Origin of the sequence: Methylomonas sp. EFPC3 (assembly GCF_029643245.1) — a bacterium.
Lineage (GTDB): Bacteria > Pseudomonadota > Gammaproteobacteria > Methylococcales > Methylomonadaceae > Methylomonas > Methylomonas koyamae_B.
Genome location: NZ_CP116398.1, coordinates 2,672,685 through 2,695,299, shown reverse-complemented (window position 1 = coordinate 2,695,299; position 22,615 = coordinate 2,672,685). Strand labels below are relative to the sequence as shown.

Here is a 22,615-nt window from a genome sequence, read left to right as displayed (position 1 = left end):
CAGTAACATTCTAGAATTGCCTAGCTTGAAAAATGCGCCGACACGGGTTCGGTTTTTTCAGGCATTCAACCATTAAAACGGGAGTCCAAATATGAAAAAATTAATTACCATTTTGATGTTATGTTCCTTCTCTGTGTTTGCCGAGCCGATTGACATCAATCGAGCGGATGCCGAGACCATCGCTAAGGAGTTAACCGGAATCGGGCCGAAGAAAGCGGAAGCGATTTTGCAGTACCGAAAGGAGCATGGGGATTTTAAGACGCCAAAGGATCTGGAAAATGTCCCTGGTATCGGTGCAAAAACGGTTCAGCAAAACGAGAAGAACATAATATTCGGCGATTCAGCGGCAGCGGAAAAGTCAGCGAAATCGGAAAAGTCGGCAGAGCCGAAAAAAGCCAAATAGGCGCCTGATTTCCGGCTCTTGATTGAATTGTGTTGCGGCTGGTGCCGCAACCGATTGCTCCGCCCCCTGGAGGTCGATCCGCTGTATTATAGGGGGCGGGCTTTAGCCGAAAGTGCCGCCGTTCCAGCCCCAAAATTCCGCCGGACATTTGCTGAACTCGATATAAATCCGATCCGGCTTGATCTCCAGTTTATTTGACAGGAGCTGGCACAGCTCTGCGGCTAAGTTTTGTGCTTGGTTTTTGGTCAAGCCGATACTTTTGCATTCCAAGTAGGCCAGGGGCTGGTCGTTGCCGGCGAAAAGCATAGAGCCCTCGCTGGCCAATTGAACCATCACGTAGCGTTCGGGTTTACCGGTCTCGGTTGCGACAAGTTTGGATAATTCGCCGAGTAATTCCTTGGCTTGCTCGACATTTACTGGGGAGTTGGTGTTGAGTTTCAGGTAAGGCATGCGTTCTCCTTCACGAGTTTATGCATTGATGTCGTGCCATCGTTCGACGATCCGGTATTCTACGCCCGAAGGGGTATGGAGGGATTCCGCCAGGCAAAATCCGTTCGATTGCCACAAGACAGGGGTTATATTCACTTCGGGTTTGCAGCGGGCTTTTTTGGTTAACGTGGCATGTGGCTTGTAAGGCCGGCAGTCGGTAATAATGCCGCTTCGGTCTGCAATTCCGGCCAGCTCGGTGTGGAATCGCAGGAAGTTTGGATCGAAACCGCTCGCTGTCAGGCACAAGACTTTCGGTTTTTCCCAGAAATCCAGTCGGTCTAATACAAGCTCGGTTGGAATATCTTTGAGTTTGGCCGCTTCCTGCGTCACCTCTGTCTGCTGCTTGGCGTTGACCTTGCCCAAAAATAGCAAGGTAATGTGCAGATTGTGTGTTGCAACCGGTTTGCCGCAACCAGCCAGTTGTTTGCAAACGGCGGCGCATGCCGAACGCGTGGCCGGAGTGGGCCATAGTGCAAAAAACAGGCGTCTCAATCAGCTATCCTCCTGTGTCGGAAGTGCAGTGTCGAAGTGTGCGGTTTGTTGCCGAGTTTTGCAATTCCGGTTTGGCAATAACGCGATCGATTGCGGTGTAGTTCCGAGGTGCGGGGTGGGAAGGGTTTTTAGTGGCATGCGATCTGTCCGTTACGCAAATGTAGCATTTCGATTGCGTCGTCAGCCTATGTGGCGCTTGCGGTTGCTAAGGATTGACATACCTGCTGTTTCTATCTTACAGTTACAGATGCATCACACGTACGTGACAAGCCTAGCGGGTTGTGGCAATTTGCAAGAATCGGCTATTACTAAAAATTAAAAACTTTCGGAGCACATCACATGGCAAGACCATTAATTCAAATGGCGTTGGACTCACTGGATTTCAACCAAACTGTGGCATTGGCTGACCAAGTCGCCCCTTATGTCGATATCTTTGAAATCGGTACCCCTTGCATCAAATATAACGGCGTCAACTTGGTGAAAGAGTTGAGAAACCGTTACCCAGACAAATTGTTGTTGGTCGACCTGAAAACCATGGACGCCGGCGAATACGAAGCAGGCGCTTTCTACGCAGCCGGCGCAGATATCTGCACCGTATTGGGCGTATCCGGTTTGGCTACCATCGGTGGCGTAATCAAAGCGGCAAAAAAATACGCTGCTGAAGTACAAGTTGACCTGATCAACGTGCCAAGCAAATCCGAGTGCGCACGCGAATCAGCCAAACTGGGCGCGCAAATCATGGGCGTTCACACCGGTCTGGACGCGCAAGCGGCTGGTCAAACCCCATTCACCGACTTGAATGAAGTCGCTTCTTTGGGTTTGAACGTTCGCGTTTCTGTTGCCGGCGGTATTAAACCGGCAACCATCGACCAAACCGTTAAAGCCGGTGCCAATATCATCGTCGTCGGTGCGGCTATTTACGGTGCGCCATCACCTGCCGAAGCGGCTCGTGAAATCCGTGAATTGGTTGACGCGGCGGCGGTGTAAGCCATGCATCAAGAGTTAATCATAAACAAAATTTCCAGCATTCTGGAAGCCACCCCCGATTCGCACGACAAAGCTTTGGTCGATATGCTGGATCAAGCCAAGAGAATCTTCGTCTCTGGTGCCGGTCGCTCGAAGCTCGTTGGTAATTTCTTCGCCATGCGCTTGATGCACGGCGGTTATGACGTCAGTGTTGTTGGGGAAATTGTAACGCCGAGCATTAAAAACGGTGATTTGTTAATCATCATTTCCGGTTCTGGCGAAACAGAGCAATTGATCGCGTTTACCAAAAAAGCGAAAGAAGTCGGCGCTAAAATCGTATTGATTTCTGCCAAGGACGACTCGACTATTGGCGATATGGCGGATATTACGCTGCAAATCGGCCGTTCCGAGCAATACGGCAAAGTTAAAGGCATGCCTATGGGTACTGTGTTTGAATTGTCCACCTTGCTGTTTTTGGAAGCTACCATTTCTCACGTAATTCACGAGAAAGGTATTCCCGAAGAGGAAATGAGATCAAGACACGCCAATTTGGAATAATTGCGTATAGCCTACGGTCTGGCGCAGCCTGCCGTAGGCCCAACAGATAACAAGTGGGCGTCAAGGTGATACCGATTCCAGCAGTCTAAGAGCAAGAGTGTGGTATTGGTCTTCCTTGAAATTTACCAAGCCTCAGCCAGAGCGGCGTTTGACATCACAAACGTGCACTTAAAATAACAAGTTAAAGGAGACCAACATGCCTTCGCGTCGAGACTTAGCGAACGCCATCCGCGCACTTAGCATGGACGCGGTACAAAAAGCCAATTCAGGACACCCTGGAGCCCCGATGGGGATGGCCGATATCGCCGAAGTACTGTGGAACGATTTTCTGAACCACAACCCCAATAACCCGAAATGGGCCAACCGCGACCGCTTCGTGCTGTCCAACGGTCACGGCTCCATGCTGATTTACTCATTGTTGCACCTGTCGGGCTACAACCTGCCGATCGACGAACTGAAACAGTTCCGTCAACTGCATTCCAAAACCCCGGGCCACCCTGAATACGGCTACACCGACGGCGTCGAAACCACCACCGGCCCGCTGGGCCAAGGCATCACCAATGCTGTCGGTTTCGCCATCGCCGAACGCGCCCTGGCCGGCCAATTCAACCGCCCCGGTCATGACATCGTCGACCACCACACCTACGTATTCCTGGGTGACGGCTGCCTGATGGAAGGCATCTCCCACGAAGCCTGCTCGCTGGCCGGCTCCATGAAACTGGGCAAACTGATCGCCATCTACGACGACAACAACATCTCCATCGACGGCGAAGTCCGCGGTCACGGCGACGTCACCGGCTGGTTCCTGGACAACACCCCGGCCCGCTTCGAAGCCTACGGCTGGCACGTCATCCCCAAAGTCGACGGCCACGACCCGGACGCAGTGAAAAAAGCCATCGAAGAAGCCAAAAAAGTCAGCGACAAACCGTCCATCATCTGCTGCCAAACCATCATCGGCTTCGGCTCGCCGAACAAACAAGGTAAAGAAGAATGCCATGGTGCTGCGCTGGGTGAAGCCGAAGTGGCCGCCACCCGCGAACAACTGGGCTGGCCGCACGCCCCGTTCGAAATTCCGGCCGACATCTACGCCGGATGGGACGCCAAAGCCAAAGGCGACCGTTTGGAAAGCGCCTGGAACGCCAAATTCGCCGCCTACCAAGCCGCGCACCCGGAACTGGCTGCCGAATTCGAACGCCGCATGGCCGGTAAATTACCAGCCGACTGGAGCGAAAAAGCCAACGCCTTCATCGCCGACGTCAACGCCAAAGCCGAAACCATCGCCAGCCGCAAAGCCTCGCAAAACACCCTGAACGGCTTCGGCCCGTTGCTGCCGGAACTGCTGGGCGGCTCCGCCGACCTGGCCGGCTCCAACCTGACCCTGTGGAAAGGCTGCAAAGACATCAACGCCCCTGGTCACGACGGCAACTACGCCTACTACGGCGTGCGCGAATTCGGCATGAGCGCCATCATGAACGGCATCACCCTGCACGGCGGCTTCAAAGCCTACGGCGCCACCTTCCTGATGTTCAGCGAATACGCCCGTAACGCCCTGCGCATGGCCGCCCTGATGAAAGCGCCGACCATCTTCGTCTACACCCACGACTCCATCGGCCTGGGCGAAGACGGTCCGACCCACCAACCGATCGAACAAACCGCCACCTTGCGCATGATTCCGAACATGCACGTCTGGCGTCCGTGCGACGCGGTCGAATCGGCGATTTGCTGGAAAGCGGCGATCGAACGCCAAGACGGCCCGAGCACCCTGATCTTCTCACGGCAAAACCTGCCGCACATGGCTCGTAGCCAAGCCCAGATCGACGCGATTGCCAAAGGCGGTTACATCCTGAAAGACAGCAACGGCACCCCGGATGCGATCATCATCGCCACCGGTTCCGAAGTCGAACTGGCCGTCAAAGCTGCCGAAGCGCTGGCCGCGAAAGGCAAAAACATCCGCGTGGTGTCCATGCCGTCGACCAACGTGTTCGAAGCCCAGGACCAGGCCTACAAAGACAGCGTATTGCCAGCGAGCGTGACCAAACGCGTCGTGGTCGAAGCGGGCGTGACCGACAGCTGGTGGAAATATGCCGGCAGCCAAGGCCGCGTGGTAGGCATGGACCGTTTCGGCGAATCGGCCCCGGCCGGCCAGCTCTTCAAAGAGTTCGGCTTCACCGTGGACAATGTCGTCGCTAACGTCGAAGCCGTTCTTTAATTTTGATAATCAGTAGGCGAAGCTCCGGCTTTTGAAATATCAAATGGCCGGGCTTCTCTTTTCCAACAGCTATAGGTGAAAGACGTGAAAATGAATGAATTGACAAAAGGCGTAATGGCGGCGTTATTGCTGACCAGTTCCGTAGCAATGGCAGAGTCGGATTATCCGGCGGCTGATTATCAGCCAAAAGTTCTGTATACCAATCCGGATTACAAACCGGAAGCAGCTCCCGCCGCTAAAGCAGCCGCGCCTGCGCCGGCTGCTAAAGCTGTAGAAGTGGTAGAAAACGATCCAAATTATCCTGCGACCAATTTCCACCCCAAAGTAGTTTTCAGCGACTCGGCTTATAAACACGATAAGACCGCTCCGCAAGCACCTGGTGCCCGTTCGTCTTCCGCATCGTCTGCGTCGGCAGCGAGCAGCGACGCTAGCGAGGAGGTAAGTTCAAGTGCCGGAGAAAAAGGTTCGTCCAACAACAGTTTGTTGGGGCTGGTCGCCTTGGCTGCTGTTGGCTTCTTCCTGTTTAACAAGAAAGGTGGAGCCGGTTCCGCTTCCGGCGGTGGTTCAGACGCGACTTACGGCGATGCTAGCGGCTCTACAGGCGTCGAAAAATATATCGACAGACTGGGTATTAATAAAACCGGCGTTGCTAAGTATTTGGAGAAACAAGACTCCACTCCTGCAACCGGTGTTGCTAAATATATGGCGAAGCAAATCATCAAGGACAGAGAAGGCGCTGCGGCGAAAGCCACAGGCGTGGAAAAGTATTTGCGCGATAAAGTGTAATTTATCGCGAATTATTCTTAGGTAGAAGTCCGGTGGGGTGATTGTCCCGCCGTTATCTGCGGAATCGCCACTTAGCGTGTTTTGGAGAGCCGAATGGCCTCAAAATATGTCAAGTGGCGATTCAGTCTCATATACCCAATTTTGGAAAAACTCCCCATCAAGCATCAAGTGCGAATCGGTAGCTGAAGCGTTCCACTTCAGCAACGATTTTGCCGACGCAAAGGGAATACATTAACCGAGGATATTTTTATGGCAAAAAACTTATTAGAACAACTTCGTGAAATGACTGTCGTGGTGGCCGACACCGGCGACATTCAAGCAATCGAAACTTTCAAGCCGCGCGATGCGACTACCAACCCATCTTTGATTACCGCTGCAGCACAGATGCCACAATATCAAGGCATCGTCGACGATACCTTGAAATCGGCTCGCGCAACTTTGGGCGCTAGCGCTTCTCCTGCGGAAGTTGCTTCCTTGGCTTTCGATCGTCTGGCGGTTTCATTCGGTTTAAAAATACTGGAAATCATTGAAGGCCGCGTTTCAACCGAAGTTGACGCTCGTTTGTCTTACGACACCGAAGGTACTCTGGCCAAGGCTCGCGACATTATCGCTCAGTATAAAGCTGCCGGTATCGACACCGAGAAGCGGATTCTGATCAAGATCGCTGCCACATGGGAAGGCATTCAAGCTGCCGCGGTGCTGGAAAAGGAAAACATTCACACCAACCTCACCCTGCTGTTTGGCATGCATCAAGCGATCGCGTGCGCTGAAAACGGTATTCAGCTGATCTCGCCTTTCGTCGGCCGTATCTTGGACTGGTACAAAAAAGACACCGGTCGCGATTCTTACGCACCGGATGAAGATCCAGGTGTCTTGTCGGTAACTGAAGTTTACAACTACTACAAAAAATTCGGCTATAAGACTGAAGTAATGGGTGCAAGCTTCCGTAACCTCGGCGAGATTACCGAACTGGCTGGTTGCGATTTGTTGACCATTGCGCCTTCCTTGCTGGCTGAGCTGCAATCTGTTGAAGGCGAACTGCCGCGCAAACTGGATCCGGCCAAAGCTGCGTCCGCTTCTATCGAGAAAATCAGTGTTGATAAAGCGACTTTCGAGCGTATGCACGAAGAAAACCGCATGGCAAATGAGAAATTGAAAGAAGGTATCGACGGTTTCGCCAAGGCATTGGAAACTCTAGAGAAATTGTTGGCCGACCGTTTGGCGGCGCTGGAAGCGTAAGCGCTGTAATCGCGCACAATCAATGTTGTGCGCGACTTAAGTTGATATGCAAGGCCGCCGAATCGAGTACGCGGCCTTTGTTCATTGTTATATAGGTAAAATTCATGGCAAAAATTTTAGATGTAGTAAAACCTGGCGTTGTCACCGGTGAAGATGTGCAAAAAGTCTTTGCGATCTGCAAAGAAAACAAATTTGCACTGCCAGCGGTTAACGTAATCAGCACCGATACCATTAACTCCGTTTTAGAAGCGGCGGCCAAAGCCAAATCACCTGTTATCGTCCAGTTTTCCAACGGCGGTGCGGCGTTTGTTGCCGGCAAAGGCTTGAAATTGGAAGGCCAAGGCTGTTCGATTCACGGTGCAATCTCCGGCGCGCACCATGTTCACCGGATGGCGGAACTCTATGGCGTGCCTGTGATTTTACATACCGACCATGCCGCTAAAAAATTGCTGCCTTGGGTAGACGGTATGCTGGATGAAGGTGAAAGACATTTCGCAGCGACCGGCAAACCGCTATTCAGCTCGCACATGTTGGATCTTTCCGAAGAAAGCCTGGAAGAAAATATCGAAATTTGTGGTAAATATCTGGAACGCATGTCGAAAATGGGCATGACGCTGGAAATCGAATTGGGTTGCACCGGCGGCGAAGAAGACGGCGTCGATAACAGCGGCATGGACCACTCTGCGTTGTACACCCAACCGGAGGATGTTGCCTACGCTTACGAGCGCTTGAGCAAAATCAGCCACCGCTTCACCATTGCCGCATCATTCGGTAACGTTCACGGCGTGTACTCACCCGGTAATGTCAAACTGACCCCAAAAATTTTGGACAACTCGCAAAAATACGTGTCCGAAAAATTCGGCCTGCCGAATAACTCATTGACCTTTGTCTTCCACGGCGGCTCGGGTTCTTCTCCGGAGGAAATCAAAGAATCCATCAGCTACGGTGTCGTCAAAATGAATATTGACACCGATACCCAATGGGCTTCATGGGAAGGCGTGATGAACTACTACAAGAAGAACGAAGGCTATTTGCAAGGCCAAATCGGCAATCCGGAAGGCGCCGATAAGCCGAACAAAAAATACTATGATCCTCGGGTATGGCAACGCGCCGGCCAAGAAGGCATGGTTGTCCGTCTGCAGCAAGCGTTCCAAGAACTGAACGCCGTCAACTCTTTGTAACAAGTGCTATCCAGCTGCAAAAGCATTCTGCTTTTGCAGCTTCCCGCTTACTCGTCGTTGGCAATTAGTCAAATTGTTGACGATCCGTTCCGCCAGTCCATGCTGTCTCAGCACGCTAAATTCGGTTTTGTAGCCTCGCCGTATTCTTTCGGCCGACTATACTATCATTCTAAAACCATGATTTTTCTTGTATGATCGAAAAACACTGAGTCGGCATACTCTTGGTTTTCGGTTTGACCAATAACGTGGCATGCGTTGTGCTTTAAGAGTAATAAAGGTGAAAAATGGCTGAAACTCAAGGAAAAGACGAAGGAAAAAAATCATCCAAAAAACTGATAATCATCATTGCGGTGGTTGTCTTGGCGTTGGCTGGCGGTGGAGCGGCCTATTTTTTCTTGGCCAAACCGGCCGAGAATGGCAAAGAAGCGGCCGAGGCAAAACATGGCGAGGATAAACATGCCGAGTCGTCCGCGCATGAAGCCGAAACCGATCACGACAAGCCGCCCGAGCCCGATGTGTATTACGCGTTTCCTACCCCTCTACTGGTCGACTATCCGAGCGGGGCGAGCGCCCGAGTCATCAAAATTTCTCTGACCGTTTTAACCAAAGGCGAAGCCAGCATAGAAGCCATGAAAAAACACGAGCCGATGATCCGGAACAATTTACTGATGGTCATTAGCTCGGTGGGCGCCGACAAAGCGAAGACATTGGAAGGTAAGCAGGAATTGCGGGCAATGATGCAACAAGAGATTGGCAAGGTTTTGGAAAAGATGGCAGGCAAGAATACGCTTAAAGAAGTCTATTTCACTGATTTCATAATGCAATAAATGTCTACCGCCGATTTACTCTCCCAGGATGAAATTGATGCGCTGCTGCACGGCGTAGACGACGGCGATGTCGAAACGGCGGCCGACGACGACGAACGCGGTCGCGGGGCGACCAGGCTTTACGATTTCAATAGCCAAGAACGAATCGTTCGCGGCAGGATGCCGACCTTGGAAATGGTCAACGAGCGTTTCGCTCGCCATTTCCGTATCGCATTGTTCAACTTTTTGCGCCGTGCGGCCGAGATATCGGTATCCGGGATACAGGTACAGAAGTTTTCCGAATTCATTCAGGGTTTGTTCGTTCCGACCAATTTGAACGTGATCAGGATGTCGCCATTGCGCGGCCGGGCGTTGATTGTGATGGAACCGCGCTTGGTATTCACTGCCGTGGATAACTTTTTTGGCGGTGGCGGCCAGTTTTACAACAAGGTCGAAGGTCGCGAGTTCACGCCTACCGAGATGCGGATCATCCGCTTGATTATCGACATGATTTTCAAGGACTTGGCTGAAGCCTGGAAGCCGGTGATGGATGTCGAGTTCGAATACATTAATTCCGAAGTAAACCCGCAATTTGCCAATATCGTCAGCCCTTCCGAGATCGTAGTCATATCGACGATACACGTGGAATTGGAGGGCGGCGGCGGCGACATCAACATCGCGATGCCGTATTCGATGATTGAGCCGATCAGAGAGTTATTAGACGCTGTCACCAGCGACCGAGGAGAAGTCGATGGTCGTTGGCAGGAATCGTTACGGGTCGAAATCATGCGTAGCGAAGTCACATTGAACAGCAAATTAGTTGAAAAAGAAATGTTTATCAGCGAAGTCATCGCGCTTAAAAAAGGCGATGTAATACCGATCGAATTGCCGGAGACCGTGTTGTTGGAGGTTGAGAACGTGCCGGTATTTCGCGGTAAGCTAGGCTTGTCGGATGGCAATTATGCTATTGAAATTATTGACAAAATGACGCTCGATAATATTTGAGACATGGGAAGGGATTGAGATGAGCGAGAACGACGAAATTGGTGACGATTGGGCCGCGGCCATGAACGAGCAGGCGGAAGCCGAAGCGGAAGCGGATTGGGGCGATGCCTTGAAGGAACAAGCGGCCGTGTCGAAGGGGTCAAGCGGCTATTCCACCGCCGAATTTCCGGACTTGGGCGACAGTAAGCCCAAGCCGACCGCTGGCGGCGAAGAGGTGAAGCTGGACGTAATTTTGGATGTGCCGGTTACCGTGTCGCTGGAAATCGGCAGAACCAAAATAAATATCCGTAACCTGTTGCAGCTTAACCAGGGTTCGGTAGTGGAATTGGACCGTTTCGCGGGCGAACCGATGGACGTGCTGGTTAATGGGACGCTTGTGGCCCACGGCGAGGTGGTTGTGGTAAACGACAAATTCGGTATCCGTTTGACCGATATTATCAGCCCTTCGGAACGGGTGCGAAAACTGGGTTGAACATTGTGCAAAGTCTGGCAAGGTTGATATTTGCGATGGGGCTGGTGTCCTGTGCTTGGGCCGAAGACTCGCCCACCGCGCCCAAGGCGGGGGCCAAACTCGTGACCTCAGCGGACGTGGCGCAATGGGTGTTGGCCTTGCTGTTGGTGTTGGCGCTGTTTTTGTCGTTGGCCTGGGCGTTGAAAAAAACTGGGGGATTGGGTTTTGCCGGCAAAAACAAATTAGCGGTACTGGCCGGGCTGTCACTGGGCTTGAGGGAAAAGCTGATTTTGGTCCGCGTCGGCGAAAAAGAATTATTGTTAGGTGTCAGCAGCGGCCGTATCGACAAATTACTCGAGTTGGAAGGCGAGCAACGCTTATTCGCCGACCAGTCCGACCCGCAAAGTGTCAGCCCGTTTGCGAAGAAATTATTGCAAGCCATGCAAAGTAAAGCTGATGAACGGGCCTAGTAAGCTGATTTTGGTTTTGCTGGGAGGCTGTGGATTACTGTGGGCTGCGGGGGTGCAGGCGGTGCCCGGTGTGGATGCGATTACGGTGACCAGTAATTCCAAAGGCGGCGAAACCTATACGGTCACAATCCAGATTTTGGCTCTGATGACGCTATTGACGCTGCTGCCGGCGTTATTGTTGTCAATGACCGCGTTTACCCGGGTCATGATCGTGTTGGGGCTATTGCGGCAGGCGATCGGCGCAGCGCAAGCTCCCAGCAACCAAGTCTTGCTGGGGTTGTCGTTATTCCTGACGATTTTCATTATGACCCCGGTGCTGGAAAAGGTGAACGAAACCGCGGTACAGCCTTACCTGGAAGAAAAGATCGATGCCGTCACCGCTCTACAAAAGGCGTCGGAACCGTTCAAACAATTCATGTTAAAGCAAACGCGCGAGGCGGATTTGGATACCTTCGTCCGGATATCCGGCCGTGAGCAAATCAACAAACCCGAAGACGTGCCGTTTTCGTTGTTGGTGCCGGCATATGTCACCAGTGAATTGAAAACCGCATTTCAGATCGGCTTTCTGATTTTCCTGCCGTTTCTGGTGATCGATCTGGTCGTGGCCAGCGTACTGATGTCGATGGGGATGATGATGCTGTCGCCGATGATCGTGTCCTTGCCGTTTAAAATCATGTTGTTCGTGCTGGCCGACGGTTGGACCATGGTCATGGAAATGCTGGCGGCCAGTTTTTACGTGTAGGCCTGAATGTGACTCCGGAAACGATCTCAAACGTAGCGCAGGACACGGTATTGATCGGCCTGAAACTGATGGGGCCGATATTGATCGCTTCCCTGGTCGTGGGCTTGCTGGTTTCGATGTTTCAGGCGGCAACCTCGATCCAGGAACAGACTCTGACCTTCATCCCCAAGTTGGTCGCGATTATCGCGGTACTAATGATTGCGGGTCCGGGGATGCTGCAAATGCTGATCGATTATTTCCAGGACTTGATGCGCGATATTCCCTCCTTGATCGGATGAACGTCACCGAAAACGAGATATTGGGCTATCTCGCCGGTTTCATCTGGCCATTCTTTCGCATTAGTTCGATGTTCATCACCATCCCGGTTTTCAGCGTTAACGCCTTGCCGGCCAGGGTCCGCGTGATCGCAAGCCTGCTGATCACTTTGGCGATATTTCCGACTTTGCCGGCCATGCCGACAATCGACGTATTCGGTTACCAAGGTTTACTGGTCGCCGTCCAGCAGGTTGTCCTGGGCGCTACTGCCGGCTTCATTCTGCAAATGGTGTTTTCAATCATGCTGTTCGCCGGTCAGGCCATCGCCTACAGCATGGGGCTTGGCTTCGCCTCGATGGTCGATCCGGTCTCGGGCGTGCAAGTCCCGGTCGTGGCGCAATTGTTCGTGATCAGCGGCAGTCTGTTGTTTTTGGCCGTGGACGGTCATTTGCTGTTGATCGAAATGCTGGCGCAAAGCTTCCATACTCTGCCGATTGCGGCAACCGGAATCGGAAAAGCCGATTTGTGGCGGGTGGCGTTATGGGGCGGCACCATATTCGCCGACGGCTTATTGTTGGCAATGCCGGTGATGGCAGCGTTGCTGTTCGTCAATATCAGTTTTGGCGTGGCTTCCAAAGCTGCGCCGCAATTGCAGATTTTCGGCGTCGGCTTTCCGGTAACCATCATGTTGGGGATGGTCTTGATTTGGGTAGGATTACCGACCTTGCTGGAAGTCTTCGCCGATATGTTGCACCAGGGCTTTGCGTTGGTGAACGAGTTGTTGAGGTTGCAGTAAGTGGCGGAAGAATCCGGTCAGGACAAAACCGAAGACCCCACCGGCAAGCGGCTCACCGACTCGCGTAAAAAAGGCCAGGTTCCCCGCTCCAAAGAACTGAATACCTTTGTCACGCTGATGGTCAGTTCGGCGCTGTTCTTTTATGCCGGCCAGGGCATGTGGCATGGTTTGTTGGAGGTGATGAAGCGGCCGCTGCGAGTATCGCGCGAGCAAATTTTCGACCCGGTGACCTTGACCACCTACCTAAAAACGGCTTTTGCCGACGGCGTTTGGATCATTCTGCCGTTCTTGGCGGTGTTGGCGGTTTTCGATCTGGTGGCGGCGACGCTGTTGGGCGGCTGGAACTTTACCAGCGAAGGCTTTGCCTTTAATTTCGCCAAATTGAATCCTTTGACCGGCGTCAAAAAAATTCTCGGCGTCCAGGGTGTGGTCGAATTGGTCAAGGCGGTGTTGAAGACCGTATTGGTGGCGCTGGTGGCGTGGAATCTGTTCAAATGGAATTTCGACGAATTCATGGCATTGAGCAGGCTGCCGATTGCGCAGTCGGTGCAGCAGGCCGGCGAAATGATATCGGTCTCGCTGCTGATTTTAAGCGCCACGTTCGTGTTGCTGGTGATGCTGGATGCGCCTTACCAACTGTGGAATTACCAGCGGCAACTGAAAATGACCAAGCAGGAAGTCCGCGACGAATCCAAGGAGCAGGAGGGCAGTCCGGAAGTCAAAGGTCGGCAACGGCGGCTGCAAATGGAAGCGGCGCAACGGCGGATGATGGACGCAGTGCCCAGTGCGGATGTCATCGTTACCAATCCGACCCATTTTGCTGTTGCATTGAAATACGACCAGAGCGGCAACGGAGCGCCGGTGCTGGTCGCCAAAGGCGTCGATTTGATCGCGGCGCAGATCCGGCAGTTGGCGATAGGCGCCAAAGTGCCGCTGGTAGCGGCGCCGTCGTTGGCCCGCGCTTTGTACTATTCCACCGATTTGAACCGGGAAGTCCCGCGCGGCCTGTTTTTGGCGGTCGCGCAGGTATTGGCCTATGTTTACCAATTACGCGCTTCCTCTCAATACGGCTGGATCAAGCCGGTGCCGCCGGGCGACGTCCCGGTGCCCGATGATTTCAAACAATAGCGCCTTACCGAGCCCGTTATGGATTTCAGCAAATTAACCAATGCCTTGAAAATGGTCACCGGCCTCGGTCTGGGGGCGCCATTGTTGATCATCATGCTGTTGTCGCTGTTGATCCTGCCGCTACCGCCGTTCGTGCTGGACCTGTTTTTTACCTTCAACATCGCGTTTTCGCTGATTATCCTGCTGGTGGTGGTTTACACCCTGAAGCCGTTGGAATTCGCCTCGTTTCCGACCGTGATTCTGATCGCGACGTTGCTGCGGCTGGCGTTGAACGTGGCCTCGACCAGGGTTGTGCTGATTCGCGGCCACGAAGGCGGCGATGCGGCCGGTAAAGTGATCGAGGCATTCGGCTCGTTCGTGATCGGCGGCAATTTTGCAGTCGGTATCGTCGTGTTTGTGATCCTGATCGTGATCAATTTCATGGTGGTGACCAAGGGTGCCGGGCGGGTGGCCGAAGTCAGCGCGCGGTTTACCCTGGACGCGATGCCCGGCAAGCAAATGGCGATCGACGCCGACTTGAATTCCGGCCTGATCAATCAGGACGAGGCGCGTGCCCGGCGCGAAGAGGTGGCCGCCGAGGCCGACTTCTACGGTTCTATGGACGGTGCCAGCAAATTCGTGCGCGGCGATGCGGTGGCCGGCATCATCATCATGTTCGTTAACATGATCGGCGGGTTGGCGATCGGTGTCGGCCAACACGGCATGAGTTTCTCCGATGCGGCCAACGTCTATGTGTTGTTGACGATTGGCGACGGCTTGGTCGCCCAGATTCCGTCCTTGTTACTGTCGGTGGCCGCGGCGATGGTCGTAACCAGGGTACGCGGCGCCAAACAGGACATCGGCAAGCAATTGACCTCGCAGATGTTCGAGGATCCGAAAACCCTGTTGGTCACCGCGGCAGTGATGGGCTTGCTCGGCATCATTCCCGGTATGCCGAATCTGGTATTCATCCTGCTGGCATCGACTTTGGCCGGCGGCGCCTATTTGATCGATCGCCGCCGCAAATTGGAGGAGGAAACCGCCTTGGCGGCGGTGAATATCGCCTCGCCGCAAGCGGCTAAGACCGAAATCAAAGAGCTCGGATGGGACGATGTGATGCCGGTCGACGCGATCGGGTTAGAGGTTGGCTACCGGCTGATTCCGCTGGTGGACCGCAACCAGGGCGGCCAATTGATGATGCGGATCAAAGGCGTACGCAAGAAATTGTCGCAAGAACTTGGGTTCCTGATTCCGTCGGTACATATTCGCGATAACCTGGATCTGGCGCCCACGGAATACCGGATTTCGTTGATGGGGGTCAGCGTCGGCGAGGCCAATATCATGCCGGAAAAAGAAATGGCGATTAACCCCGGTCGGGTGTTCGGTAGTTTGCCTGGTGCGCCTTGCAAGGACCCGGCTTTCGGTTTGGATGCGGTCTGGATAGACGGCAATCAAAAAGACCAGGCGCAGACTCTGGGTTACACAGTGGTCGATCCCAGCACCGTTGTCGCCACCCATCTCAGCCATGTCTTGCAAAGTAATGCCCACGAACTGTTCGGTTACGAAGAGGCGCAGCAGCTACTGGACAATCTGGCCAAGCTGGCGCCGAAGTTGGTCGAGGATTTGGTGCCGAAAACCCTGCCGTTGGGCGTGTTGGTAAAAGTGTTGCAAAACCTGCTGCAAGAGCGGGTCTCGATTCGGGATATGCGGACCATCGCCGAAACTTTGGCGGAGTACGGGGTCAAGAGTCAAGATCCGGACATCTTAACTTCGGCGGTGCGTGCCTCGTTAGGCCGGTCAATTGTGCATGAAATCAATGGGGTACAGGTTGAAATTCCTGTTATTACCCTCGATCCAGGGTTGGAACAGATATTGCATAAGTCATTGCAAACGGCGGGCGAGAGCGGGGCCGGCTTGGAGCCGGGTCTGGCCGAGCAGATGCACAAATCCCTGGAGGACAGTGCGCAGCGGATGGAAATGGAAGGGCAATCACCGGTTTTGCTGGTGTCTTCCTTCATCCGTCCTTGGTTGGCTCGCTTCGTTCGCCATTCGATACCGGGGCTACATGTGCTGGCTTATAACGAAATTCCCCAAGATCGGCAGATCAGGGTGGTTTCGACAGTGGGGCAGCGTTAATAAAACAGAGGTTGCGCAATGAAAATCAAACGCTTTTTTGCAGCAGACATACGGCAGGCCATGCGCATGGTCAAAGAAGAATTGGGCGCCGATGCGGTGATTATGTCCAACAAGTCGGTGGACGGCGGTGTCGAAATCGTGGCGGCCCGCGATTTCGACGAGCAGGTGATCCACCGGAATCTGAAACAGCGCGAGGAAGAAAAGGCGCCGGCGCCGGTGCGCGAACCGAAGAAAGTCGATTTGCCCGATTTCGATGGCGACAAAAAACCGTTACATGTGTTGCCCAGCGCCAGAAAACGTAATGCGGACGGTTCGCTGCCGGAAAATCCGATTCGACGCCACATGGACCAGTACATCGGCTACGCTGAAAAACTCCAGGTCGGCAATAGTCAGGCGCAGAAAATAGCTGAAAAAGTCCGTCCTGCGGAAAAACCGGCCTGGGCCGGCGCCGACCCGAAATTGAAACCGGCGCCGCTCGATCCGCGGCCGGTTCAAGCCACTGCGCCGGACAAATTCATCCACGAAATGCGCCAGGAAATGAAGGAACTGCGCAGTATGTTGGACGCCAAGCTGTCCGGTATCGTCATGCAAATGCCGCAACATGGTCAGACCATGCACGAGGAATTGCGCGAGCGTCTGGGCGACTACGGTTTCTCCAGACATTTGTCCGGCAAAATTGCCAACCGCCTGGGTAGCCATAAAAACCTCGAGTTGGCGATGGATAAGGCCAGAGAAATGTTGGCCGGGCTGGTGCCGATTGCCGACGATCGCTTGCTGGAGCAAGGCGGTATTGCGGCGTTGGTCGGTTCGACCGGCGTTGGTAAAACCACGACCGTCGCCAAATTGGCAGCACAATTTATTCTTAAGCACGGCTCTCGCCAAATCGCATTGATCACCACCGATAATTACCGGATCGGGGCCCATGAGCAAATCAACACCTACGGCAGAATTCTGGATGTCCCGGTGCGCGTGGCCGGCGATGCGGACGAGTTGCGTCGGCACATCGATAGCTTTGCCGACAAACGCCTGATTTTGATCGATACGGCCGGCATGAGCCAGCGCGATATGCGTTTGGCCGAACAGCTGAAAACTCTACAACACGGCGATTTGCCGATCCGTTCTTACCTGGTGATGTCGGCAACGACGCAATACAAAGCAATGCTGGAAATTATGGATGCGTTCCGAATACTCGAGCCACAAGCGACTATACTTACCAAGATGGACGAGGCTGTCAGTAAGGGAACTGCGTTGTCGGCTGTTATCGAACGGCGGATGCCGGTGTCGTTTATTACCGATGGCCAACAAGTACCGGAGGATATTTATCAGCCGGAAGCCGACACCTTGATTCGGCAGTGCATGAGCGGTAGCGAAGGCGACAGTCCGTATGGCGGCGAATTGAATTACGGCGAGTGGTTGGCGGAAAGCCATGCATAAGCCATTCGATCAAGCAGCTGGAATAAGACAGATGAGACATATGAAACCGGTACGAGTGATCGCCGTGACTAGCGGCAAGGGCGGGGTAGGCAAAACCAACCTTTCCGTGAATATTGGCGTGGCGCTGGCCAAGATCGGCCGGCGGGTCGCCATACTCGATGCCGATATGGGATTGGCCAACGTCGACATTCTATTGGGCCTGTTTCCGGAATTTAACTTGTCGCACGTACTGAACGGCGAGAAAAGCTTGCAAGACATCATGATGACCGGTCCTGCCGGGCTGAAAATTATTCCGGCGTCTTCCGGGATACAACGTATGTCGGATCTGTCCAGTGTCGAGCAGGCCGGTGTAATTCGCGCGTTCAGCGAGATCGATAGAGAACTGGACGTGCTGATTGTCGATACCGCGGCCGGCATTTCGGCCAGCGTGGTCAATTTCGCCCGCGCCTGCCAGGAAATTATCGTCGTGGTTTGCGACGAACCGACTTCGCTGGCCGACGCCTATGCTTATATCAAATTGCTGAACCGAGACTACGGTTTAAACAGCTTTCACATTATTACCAACATGGTGCAGTCGGCAGAGCACGGCCAGGCGTTGTTCAATAAATTGAGCAAGGTGACCGACCGCTACCTGGACGTCGCTTTGCAATTTGTCGGCGCGGTGCCGCAAGACGAATACTTGAAAAAATCGGTGCAAAAACAGGTGCCGGTGGTGGAAGCATTTCCGCAAAGCAAAGCGGCACTGGCAATCAAAAATTTGGCGAGAAAGATCGACCATTGGCCGATCAAACCGAAAGCCGGCGGCTACTTGGAGTTTTTTGTCGAACGCATGATCCAGTACAGCGCAAAAGAGGACGTTGCATGAGTGGAGCGGCAATGTATGCGGCCGTACAGTCCGCAAATATTGACGCTTTGGTGGCGCAGCATACGCCATTGGTAAAACGGATTGCCTACCACTTGATGGGCCGCTTGCCGGATACGGTACAGCTCGACGATTTGATCCAGTCCGGCATGCTGGGGTTGCTGGAGGCGCTGAAACATTACGACGCCGGCCAGGGTGCCAGTTTCGAGACCTATGCCGGCATTCGGATTCGCGGTGCGATGCTGGACGAATTGCGCCGTTCGGACTGGACCCCGCGTTCCGTACATAAAAAGGCGCGCATGGTGGCGGAAGCTATACGCGAGCTTGAGAATACCTTGGGACGCGACGCCAAGGATGCCGAAGTCGCCAAGCATATGGGGATCGATCTGGGCGAATACCACCAGATTTTGCAGGACGCAGTGTCTTGTAAGACCTTTAGCGTCGAAGAATTGATCCAGGGCGAAGACAGTATCATCGACGATGTTCAGGGCCATCACCAGCCGGATGAACTATTGTTACAGCAGAGTTTTCGCAAGGCCTTGGCCAAAGCGATAGCGGAATTGCCGGAGCGGGAACGTCTGGTGATCTCGCTTTATTACGATGAAGAGCTAAATTTACGTGAGATCGGCAAGGTTCTCGATGTCAGCGAGTCGAGAGTCAGCCAAATCTGCAGCCAAGCCATGTTGCGCTTGCGTGCTAGGCTTGCGGATTGGATAGAACGGAAAGATAATGAAAATCCCTGCTAAATTGCGGTTATTTCAAGGTTTTTTTCGTGAGTTTCGGCAATTTGCCTGGTTGTTTCTTAATAAATAATGTGATCTGGGTGGAGATTTTCCTTGGATAAAAATATGCGCATTCTGATTGTCGACGATTTTTCGACAATGCGGAGAATAGTAAAAAACTTGTTAAAAGATCTCGGTTTTACCAACACGGTAGAAGCGGACGACGGTAAATCCGCACTGCCAATTTTGGAAAAAGGCGGGATCGATTTCCTGATTACTGACTGGAATATGCCCGGTATGACCGGCATAGACCTGCTTAAGGCGGTCAGATCGACGCCGAGTCTGGCCAATCTCCCTGTTCTGATGGTGACCGCCGAAGCCAAACGCGAGCAGATCATCATGGCTGCGCAAGCTGGCGTAAACGGGTATGTGATCAAACCGTTTACGGCTGCGACGTTGAAAGAAAAAATCGAAAAGATTTTCGAACGTATCGACGGCTAACACCAGGAAGCGCGCTATGAATAATGAGCTATTGCAATTGGCCCGGGAACTGGTTTCAGCCTTGGAAAAAGGTGACGAAGCGACTGCCGACCAGATTCTGGATCAGGTTGCCGGCGTCAGAGAGACGCAGTTGTTCCAGGAAGTCGGGCGCTTGACTCGGCAATTGCACGACACCATGGTGAGTTTCTCGGTCGATTCGAAGATTACCGAAATGACCGAGCACGACATACCGGATGCCAAGGAGCGCTTGCAGTATGTCATTGCGATGACCGAACAGGCCGCTAACCAAACCTTGACGGCGGTGGAAGAACTGTTGCCGGTTTCGGACGAATTAAGCAATCGGGTCAATCAACTGGCGGGACAATGGAACCGTTTTCTCGATCGGGAAATGCCGTTCGACGAATTCAAGGCCATGAGCGCCGATTTGAGCCAGTATTTCAATCGGTCGCGGCTGGAACTGGACAAAATTCAGGCGGGCTTGAACGACATCTTGATGGCTCAAGGGTTCCAGGACATCACCGGCCAAATCATTCGTCGTGTTATCGATTTGGTGCAGGATCTGGAAAACAGCATGGTCAATCTGATCAAAATTTCCAGCCGTAAAGTCGGGCCAAGTTCGCAGAAGTCGGCCCACGAGAACGAATTGCCGGGGCCGGTGGTGCCTGGTGTGGATGATAGAGAAGGCGATGTTGCGACGAGCCAGGTCGATGTCGATGACTTATTGTCTAGTCTAGGTTTTTGAGGAAAAACGTTATGGCGATCGATCTGGACGATGAAATTTTGCAGGATTTTCTGGTTGAGGCCGGAGAAATTCTGGATTTACTGGGCGAGCAGCTGGTTGAGCTGGAACAGTCGCCCGACGATCTGGATTTACTGAATGCGATTTTTCGAGGCTTTCATACGATTAAAGGCGGTGCGGGATTTCTGGCGATTAGCGAATTGGTGGATGTTTGCCACAATGCCGAAGATGTATTTAACGTATTGCGGCAGGGCGATCGCCAAGTTACGCCGGATTTGATGGACGTGATCCTGCAAGTGGTTGATATCGTCAACGAAATGTTCGGCCAGGTCCGATCCGGCAATGCGCCCAGACCCGCCGACAAAGGCCTGTTGACCCGTTTGAAGGCTTACGCCGAGCCTGCCGGACCGGGGGAGATGGCGGCAGCCGAAGCGGTAGCCGTTGAAACGCCCGTGGAGCCGGTGCCGCCGATTGTCGCGCAAAGCTCTGCGATGCAGGATTTCGACGCCATGCTTGATCCTGAGGAGTTGTTGGCCGGCGATGAATCGGCAGCCGATTCCGACGAGATTACCGAGCAAGAGTTTGAAAATTTATTGGATGCGTTGCACGGAAAAGGCGGCTCGCCGACGGCAAAAACTCAACCCGTCGCCGTATCCGCTCCGGCAGCTGCCGATGACGAAATAACCGAGCAAGAATTCGAAAATTTGCTCGACGAATTGCATGGAAAAGGCAAGTTTTCGGGTGGCGTCGAAACTGCGACAGAGCCGCAGCCAAGTACTCCGGCGGCCGACTCCGGCGACATCACTGAACACGAGTTCGATCAGATCCTTGATCAATTGCACGGCAAAGGTAAATTCGATGCCGCGAATCTGCAAACTATCGATGTATCCACAGCTCCCGCCGCTGAGCTGCGCAGCGAGGATACGCCGAGCTCAGAGCCGCCTGCTGAGCCGGTTGTTGCCAAGCCAGCCGCTCGTGCCAAACCAGAGCCGGTTGCGGTTACTCCGGTAGCTGCCGACGATGCCGAACGTCCGACTAACAAGGCTACAGCGATGGACCCTGGCCTGGATAAAGCCAAGGCCGCACCGCAAGCCGATACTACCGTGAGGGTCGACACCCAGATCCTGGACGACATCATGAATATGGTGGGGGAATTGGTGTTGGTGCGTAATCGGTTCCAGACCTTAAAGGCCAACGCCGAGGCCGGCGAACAGTTGTCCAAGGCGATATCCAATTTGGACGTGGTGACCGCCGATTTGCAATTGGCGGTGATGAAAACCCGCATGCAGCCGATCAAAAAAGTGTTCGGCCGTTTCCCGCGCGTCGTGCGCGACTTGGCGCGCAGCCTAAGAAAGGAAATTCGCTTGGAGCTGGTCGGGGAAGAAACCGATCTTGATAAAAATCTGGTCGAAGCTTTGGCCGATCCGTTGGTGCATCTGGTCAGAAACGCCGTCGATCACGGTATCGAGTCGCCGGATGAGCGGGAGGCCAAAGGCAAGCCGCGCGAGGGCGTTGTGATCCTGAAAGCCTCGCAAGAAGGCGATCACATCCAATTATCGATCAAGGACGACGGTAAAGGCATGAACCCGGATTTATTGCGGGCTAAAGTCGTAGAAAAAGGTCTGATGGATGAAGAATCTGCCGCGCGACTGGACGATAAGGAATGTTACAACCTGATTTTTCTGCCCGGATTTTCCACCAAGAACGAAATTTCCGACGTTTCCGGCCGCGGTGTCGGTATGGATGTCGTAAAAACCCGGATCGCGCAAATGAACGGTGTGGTCGAAATCGATTCGGTCGAAGGCAAGGGCAGCACGATCATTATCAAAGTACCGTTGACATTGGCGATCATGCCGACGCTGATGGTGAAGTTGCGCGGTCAGGCGTTTGCTTTGCCGCTGGCCAGCGTGTTGGAAATTCTGGATTTGGATCTGAGTAAAACTAACAAGGTGGACGGCCAGTTGGTGGTTATGGTCAGGAACAAGGCCTTGCCTTTGTTCTATCTCAGCGAATGGTTGGTTAAGGATTATTACGCCAGCAGCGAAGTCCAAGCCACTAGCCACGTCGTCGTGGTCAATGCCGGCGGCCGTCATATCGGATTTGTGGTGGATCAGTTAATCGGCCAGGAAGAGGTGGTAATCAAAGCGTTAGGCGCCAAATTACACGGCCTGGAAGGGCTGGCGGGAGCGACTATTACCGGCGACGGTAAAATCGCGCTGATTTTGGACGTGCCGGGCTTGATGAAAAAGTACGCGGTTTGATCTGG

At 53.4% G+C, this 22,615-nt stretch carries 24 protein-coding genes; 22 read left to right on the top strand and 2 right to left on the bottom strand.

Annotated features, from left to right (window positions below; genetic code table 11):
• Nucleotides 1-91 precede the first annotated feature (91 nt).
• Entirely contained in the window at nt 92-403 is a 312-nt protein-coding gene (locus tag PL263_RS12135) for a helix-hairpin-helix domain-containing protein (protein ID WP_278209614.1), read from the top strand.
• Between the two features lie 102 nt (nt 404-505).
• On the opposite strand, the gene PL263_RS12130 is transcribed toward PL263_RS12135, so the two are convergent.
• Together PL263_RS12130 and thpR are read right to left on the bottom strand one after the other, a co-directional pair.
• Entirely contained in the window at nt 506-853 is a 348-nt protein-coding gene (locus PL263_RS12130) for a phenylpyruvate tautomerase MIF-related protein (RefSeq protein WP_278209613.1), read from the bottom strand.
• An 18-nt stretch (nt 854-871) separates the two neighbouring features.
• Nucleotides 872-1,384, bottom strand: coding sequence for an RNA 2',3'-cyclic phosphodiesterase (gene thpR / locus PL263_RS12125; RefSeq protein ID WP_278209612.1), 513 nt, complete (start codon nt 1,382-1,384; stop codon nt 872-874).
• Between the two features lie 339 nt (nt 1,385-1,723).
• Between thpR and hxlA the strand changes: the two genes are divergently transcribed.
• The 21 genes from hxlA to PL263_RS12020 all read left to right on the top strand — a co-directional run bounded on the left by hxlA (nt 1,724) and on the right by PL263_RS12020 (nt 22,610).
• Nucleotides 1,724-2,371, top strand: coding sequence for a 3-hexulose-6-phosphate synthase (hxlA, locus tag PL263_RS12120; RefSeq protein ID WP_260839145.1), 648 nt, complete (start codon nt 1,724-1,726; stop codon nt 2,369-2,371).
• A gap of 3 nt (nt 2,372-2,374) precedes the next feature.
• Nucleotides 2,375-2,908 (top strand): 6-phospho-3-hexuloisomerase, encoded by a 534-nt coding sequence (gene hxlB, locus PL263_RS12115; RefSeq protein WP_054763862.1) that lies wholly within the window; start codon nt 2,375-2,377, stop codon nt 2,906-2,908.
• Between the two features lie 196 nt (nt 2,909-3,104).
• Complete coding sequence (gene tkt / locus PL263_RS12110; RefSeq protein WP_278209571.1) at nt 3,105-5,117, top strand: transketolase; 2,013 nt, start codon at nt 3,105-3,107, stop codon at nt 5,115-5,117.
• A 75-nt stretch (nt 5,118-5,192) separates the two neighbouring features.
• Complete coding sequence (locus PL263_RS12105; protein ID WP_278209611.1) at nt 5,193-5,903, top strand: LPXTG cell wall anchor domain-containing protein; 711 nt, start codon at nt 5,193-5,195, stop codon at nt 5,901-5,903.
• Nucleotides 5,904-6,152: 249 nt separating this feature from the next.
• Nucleotides 6,153-7,142 carry a transaldolase gene (locus tag PL263_RS12100; protein ID WP_140913613.1) on the top strand — a complete coding sequence of 330 codons (990 nt, stop codon included), beginning with the start codon at nt 6,153-6,155 and terminating at the stop codon, nt 7,140-7,142.
• A gap of 104 nt (nt 7,143-7,246) precedes the next feature.
• Nucleotides 7,247-8,323 (top strand): class II fructose-bisphosphate aldolase, encoded by a 1,077-nt coding sequence (gene fbaA / locus PL263_RS12095; RefSeq protein WP_140913614.1) that lies wholly within the window; start codon nt 7,247-7,249, stop codon nt 8,321-8,323.
• A gap of 284 nt (nt 8,324-8,607) precedes the next feature.
• Nucleotides 8,608-9,150 (top strand): flagellar basal body-associated FliL family protein, encoded by a 543-nt coding sequence (locus PL263_RS12090; RefSeq protein ID WP_278209610.1) that lies wholly within the window; start codon nt 8,608-8,610, stop codon nt 9,148-9,150.
• Nucleotides 9,151-10,134 (top strand): flagellar motor switch protein FliM, encoded by a 984-nt coding sequence (fliM, locus tag PL263_RS12085; protein WP_140913616.1) that lies wholly within the window; start codon nt 9,151-9,153, stop codon nt 10,132-10,134.
• 19 nt (nt 10,135-10,153) lie between these two features.
• Nucleotides 10,154-10,606 (top strand): flagellar motor switch protein FliN, encoded by a 453-nt coding sequence (fliN, locus tag PL263_RS12080; protein WP_140913617.1) that lies wholly within the window; start codon nt 10,154-10,156, stop codon nt 10,604-10,606.
• A 5-nt stretch (nt 10,607-10,611) separates the two neighbouring features.
• Entirely contained in the window at nt 10,612-11,055 is a 444-nt protein-coding gene (gene fliO, locus PL263_RS12075) for a flagellar biosynthetic protein FliO (RefSeq protein WP_278212873.1), read from the top strand.
• On the top strand, nt 11,042-11,797 hold the full coding sequence (gene fliP, locus PL263_RS12070; protein WP_278209609.1) for a flagellar type III secretion system pore protein FliP: 756 nt from the start codon (nt 11,042-11,044) through the stop codon (nt 11,795-11,797). The genes fliO and fliP overlap by 14 nt, the downstream gene beginning before the upstream one ends.
• An 8-nt stretch (nt 11,798-11,805) precedes the next feature.
• Nucleotides 11,806-12,075, top strand: coding sequence for a flagellar biosynthesis protein FliQ (fliQ, locus tag PL263_RS12065; RefSeq protein ID WP_140913618.1), 270 nt, complete (start codon nt 11,806-11,808; stop codon nt 12,073-12,075).
• Nucleotides 12,072-12,848 (top strand): flagellar biosynthetic protein FliR, encoded by a 777-nt coding sequence (gene fliR, locus PL263_RS12060; protein WP_278209608.1) that lies wholly within the window; start codon nt 12,072-12,074, stop codon nt 12,846-12,848. The genes fliQ and fliR overlap by 4 nt, the downstream gene beginning before the upstream one ends.
• Nucleotides 12,849-13,976, top strand: a complete 1,128-nt coding sequence (gene flhB / locus PL263_RS12055) for a flagellar biosynthesis protein FlhB (protein ID WP_278209607.1) — start codon at nt 12,849-12,851, stop codon at nt 13,974-13,976.
• Between the two features lie 18 nt (nt 13,977-13,994).
• A complete protein-coding gene (flhA, locus tag PL263_RS12050) occupies nt 13,995-16,091 on the top strand; it encodes a flagellar biosynthesis protein FlhA (protein ID WP_278209606.1) in 2,097 nt (698 codons plus the stop codon).
• Nucleotides 16,092-16,109: 18 nt separating this feature from the next.
• Entirely contained in the window at nt 16,110-17,525 is a 1,416-nt protein-coding gene (gene flhF / locus PL263_RS12045; protein WP_278209605.1) for a flagellar biosynthesis protein FlhF, read from the top strand.
• 31 nt (nt 17,526-17,556) lie between these two features.
• Nucleotides 17,557-18,390, top strand: a complete 834-nt coding sequence (locus tag PL263_RS12040) for a MinD/ParA family protein (RefSeq protein WP_222101925.1) — start codon at nt 17,557-17,559, stop codon at nt 18,388-18,390.
• The gene (locus tag PL263_RS12035; RefSeq protein ID WP_278209604.1) at nt 18,387-19,133 is read left to right on the top strand and encodes an RNA polymerase sigma factor FliA; all 747 of its coding nucleotides are present in this window, start codon (nt 18,387-18,389) and stop codon (nt 19,131-19,133) included. The genes PL263_RS12040 and PL263_RS12035 overlap by 4 nt, the downstream gene beginning before the upstream one ends.
• 90 nt (nt 19,134-19,223) lie before the next feature.
• Complete coding sequence (cheY, locus tag PL263_RS12030) at nt 19,224-19,610, top strand: chemotaxis response regulator CheY (RefSeq protein ID WP_140913625.1); 387 nt, start codon at nt 19,224-19,226, stop codon at nt 19,608-19,610.
• A 16-nt stretch (nt 19,611-19,626) separates the two neighbouring features.
• A complete protein-coding gene (locus PL263_RS12025) occupies nt 19,627-20,352 on the top strand; it encodes a protein phosphatase CheZ (protein WP_278209603.1) in 726 nt (241 codons plus the stop codon).
• A gap of 11 nt (nt 20,353-20,363) precedes the next feature.
• Nucleotides 20,364-22,610, top strand: a complete 2,247-nt coding sequence (locus PL263_RS12020) for a chemotaxis protein CheA (RefSeq protein ID WP_278209602.1) — start codon at nt 20,364-20,366, stop codon at nt 22,608-22,610.
• Nucleotides 22,611-22,615: the final 5 nt, after the last annotated feature.

What these genes read in the sequence shown, in the direction of transcription:
- hxlB (WP_054763862.1), top strand. Translation starts at nt 2,375, where the DNA reads ATGCATCAAGAGTTAATCATAAACAAAATTTCCAGCATTCTGGAAGCC.
- flhA (WP_278209606.1), top strand. Translation starts at nt 13,995, where the DNA reads ATGGATTTCAGCAAATTAACCAATGCCTTGAAAATGGTCACCGGCCTC.
- tkt (WP_278209571.1), top strand. Translation starts at nt 3,105, where the DNA reads ATGCCTTCGCGTCGAGACTTAGCGAACGCCATCCGCGCACTTAGCATG.
- PL263_RS12020 (WP_278209602.1), top strand. Translation starts at nt 20,364, where the DNA reads ATGGCGATCGATCTGGACGATGAAATTTTGCAGGATTTTCTGGTTGAG.
- fliN (WP_140913617.1), top strand. Translation starts at nt 10,154, where the DNA reads ATGAGCGAGAACGACGAAATTGGTGACGATTGGGCCGCGGCCATGAAC.
- fbaA (WP_140913614.1), top strand. Translation starts at nt 7,247, where the DNA reads ATGGCAAAAATTTTAGATGTAGTAAAACCTGGCGTTGTCACCGGTGAA.
- PL263_RS12040 (WP_222101925.1), top strand. Translation starts at nt 17,557, where the DNA reads ATGAGACATATGAAACCGGTACGAGTGATCGCCGTGACTAGCGGCAAG.
- PL263_RS12025 (WP_278209603.1), top strand. Translation starts at nt 19,627, where the DNA reads ATGAATAATGAGCTATTGCAATTGGCCCGGGAACTGGTTTCAGCCTTG.
- hxlA (WP_260839145.1), top strand. Translation starts at nt 1,724, where the DNA reads ATGGCAAGACCATTAATTCAAATGGCGTTGGACTCACTGGATTTCAAC.
- PL263_RS12035 (WP_278209604.1), top strand. Translation starts at nt 18,387, where the DNA reads ATGAGTGGAGCGGCAATGTATGCGGCCGTACAGTCCGCAAATATTGAC.
- PL263_RS12100 (WP_140913613.1), top strand. Translation starts at nt 6,153, where the DNA reads ATGGCAAAAAACTTATTAGAACAACTTCGTGAAATGACTGTCGTGGTG.
- PL263_RS12130 (WP_278209613.1), bottom strand. Translation starts at nt 853, where the DNA reads ATGCCTTACCTGAAACTCAACACCAACTCCCCAGTAAATGTCGAGCAA.
- PL263_RS12090 (WP_278209610.1), top strand. Translation starts at nt 8,608, where the DNA reads ATGGCTGAAACTCAAGGAAAAGACGAAGGAAAAAAATCATCCAAAAAA.
- fliM (WP_140913616.1), top strand. Translation starts at nt 9,151, where the DNA reads ATGTCTACCGCCGATTTACTCTCCCAGGATGAAATTGATGCGCTGCTG.
- flhF (WP_278209605.1), top strand. Translation starts at nt 16,110, where the DNA reads ATGAAAATCAAACGCTTTTTTGCAGCAGACATACGGCAGGCCATGCGC.
- PL263_RS12135 (WP_278209614.1), top strand. Translation starts at nt 92, where the DNA reads ATGAAAAAATTAATTACCATTTTGATGTTATGTTCCTTCTCTGTGTTT.
- fliP (WP_278209609.1), top strand. Translation starts at nt 11,042, where the DNA reads ATGAACGGGCCTAGTAAGCTGATTTTGGTTTTGCTGGGAGGCTGTGGA.
- fliR (WP_278209608.1), top strand. Translation starts at nt 12,072, where the DNA reads ATGAACGTCACCGAAAACGAGATATTGGGCTATCTCGCCGGTTTCATC.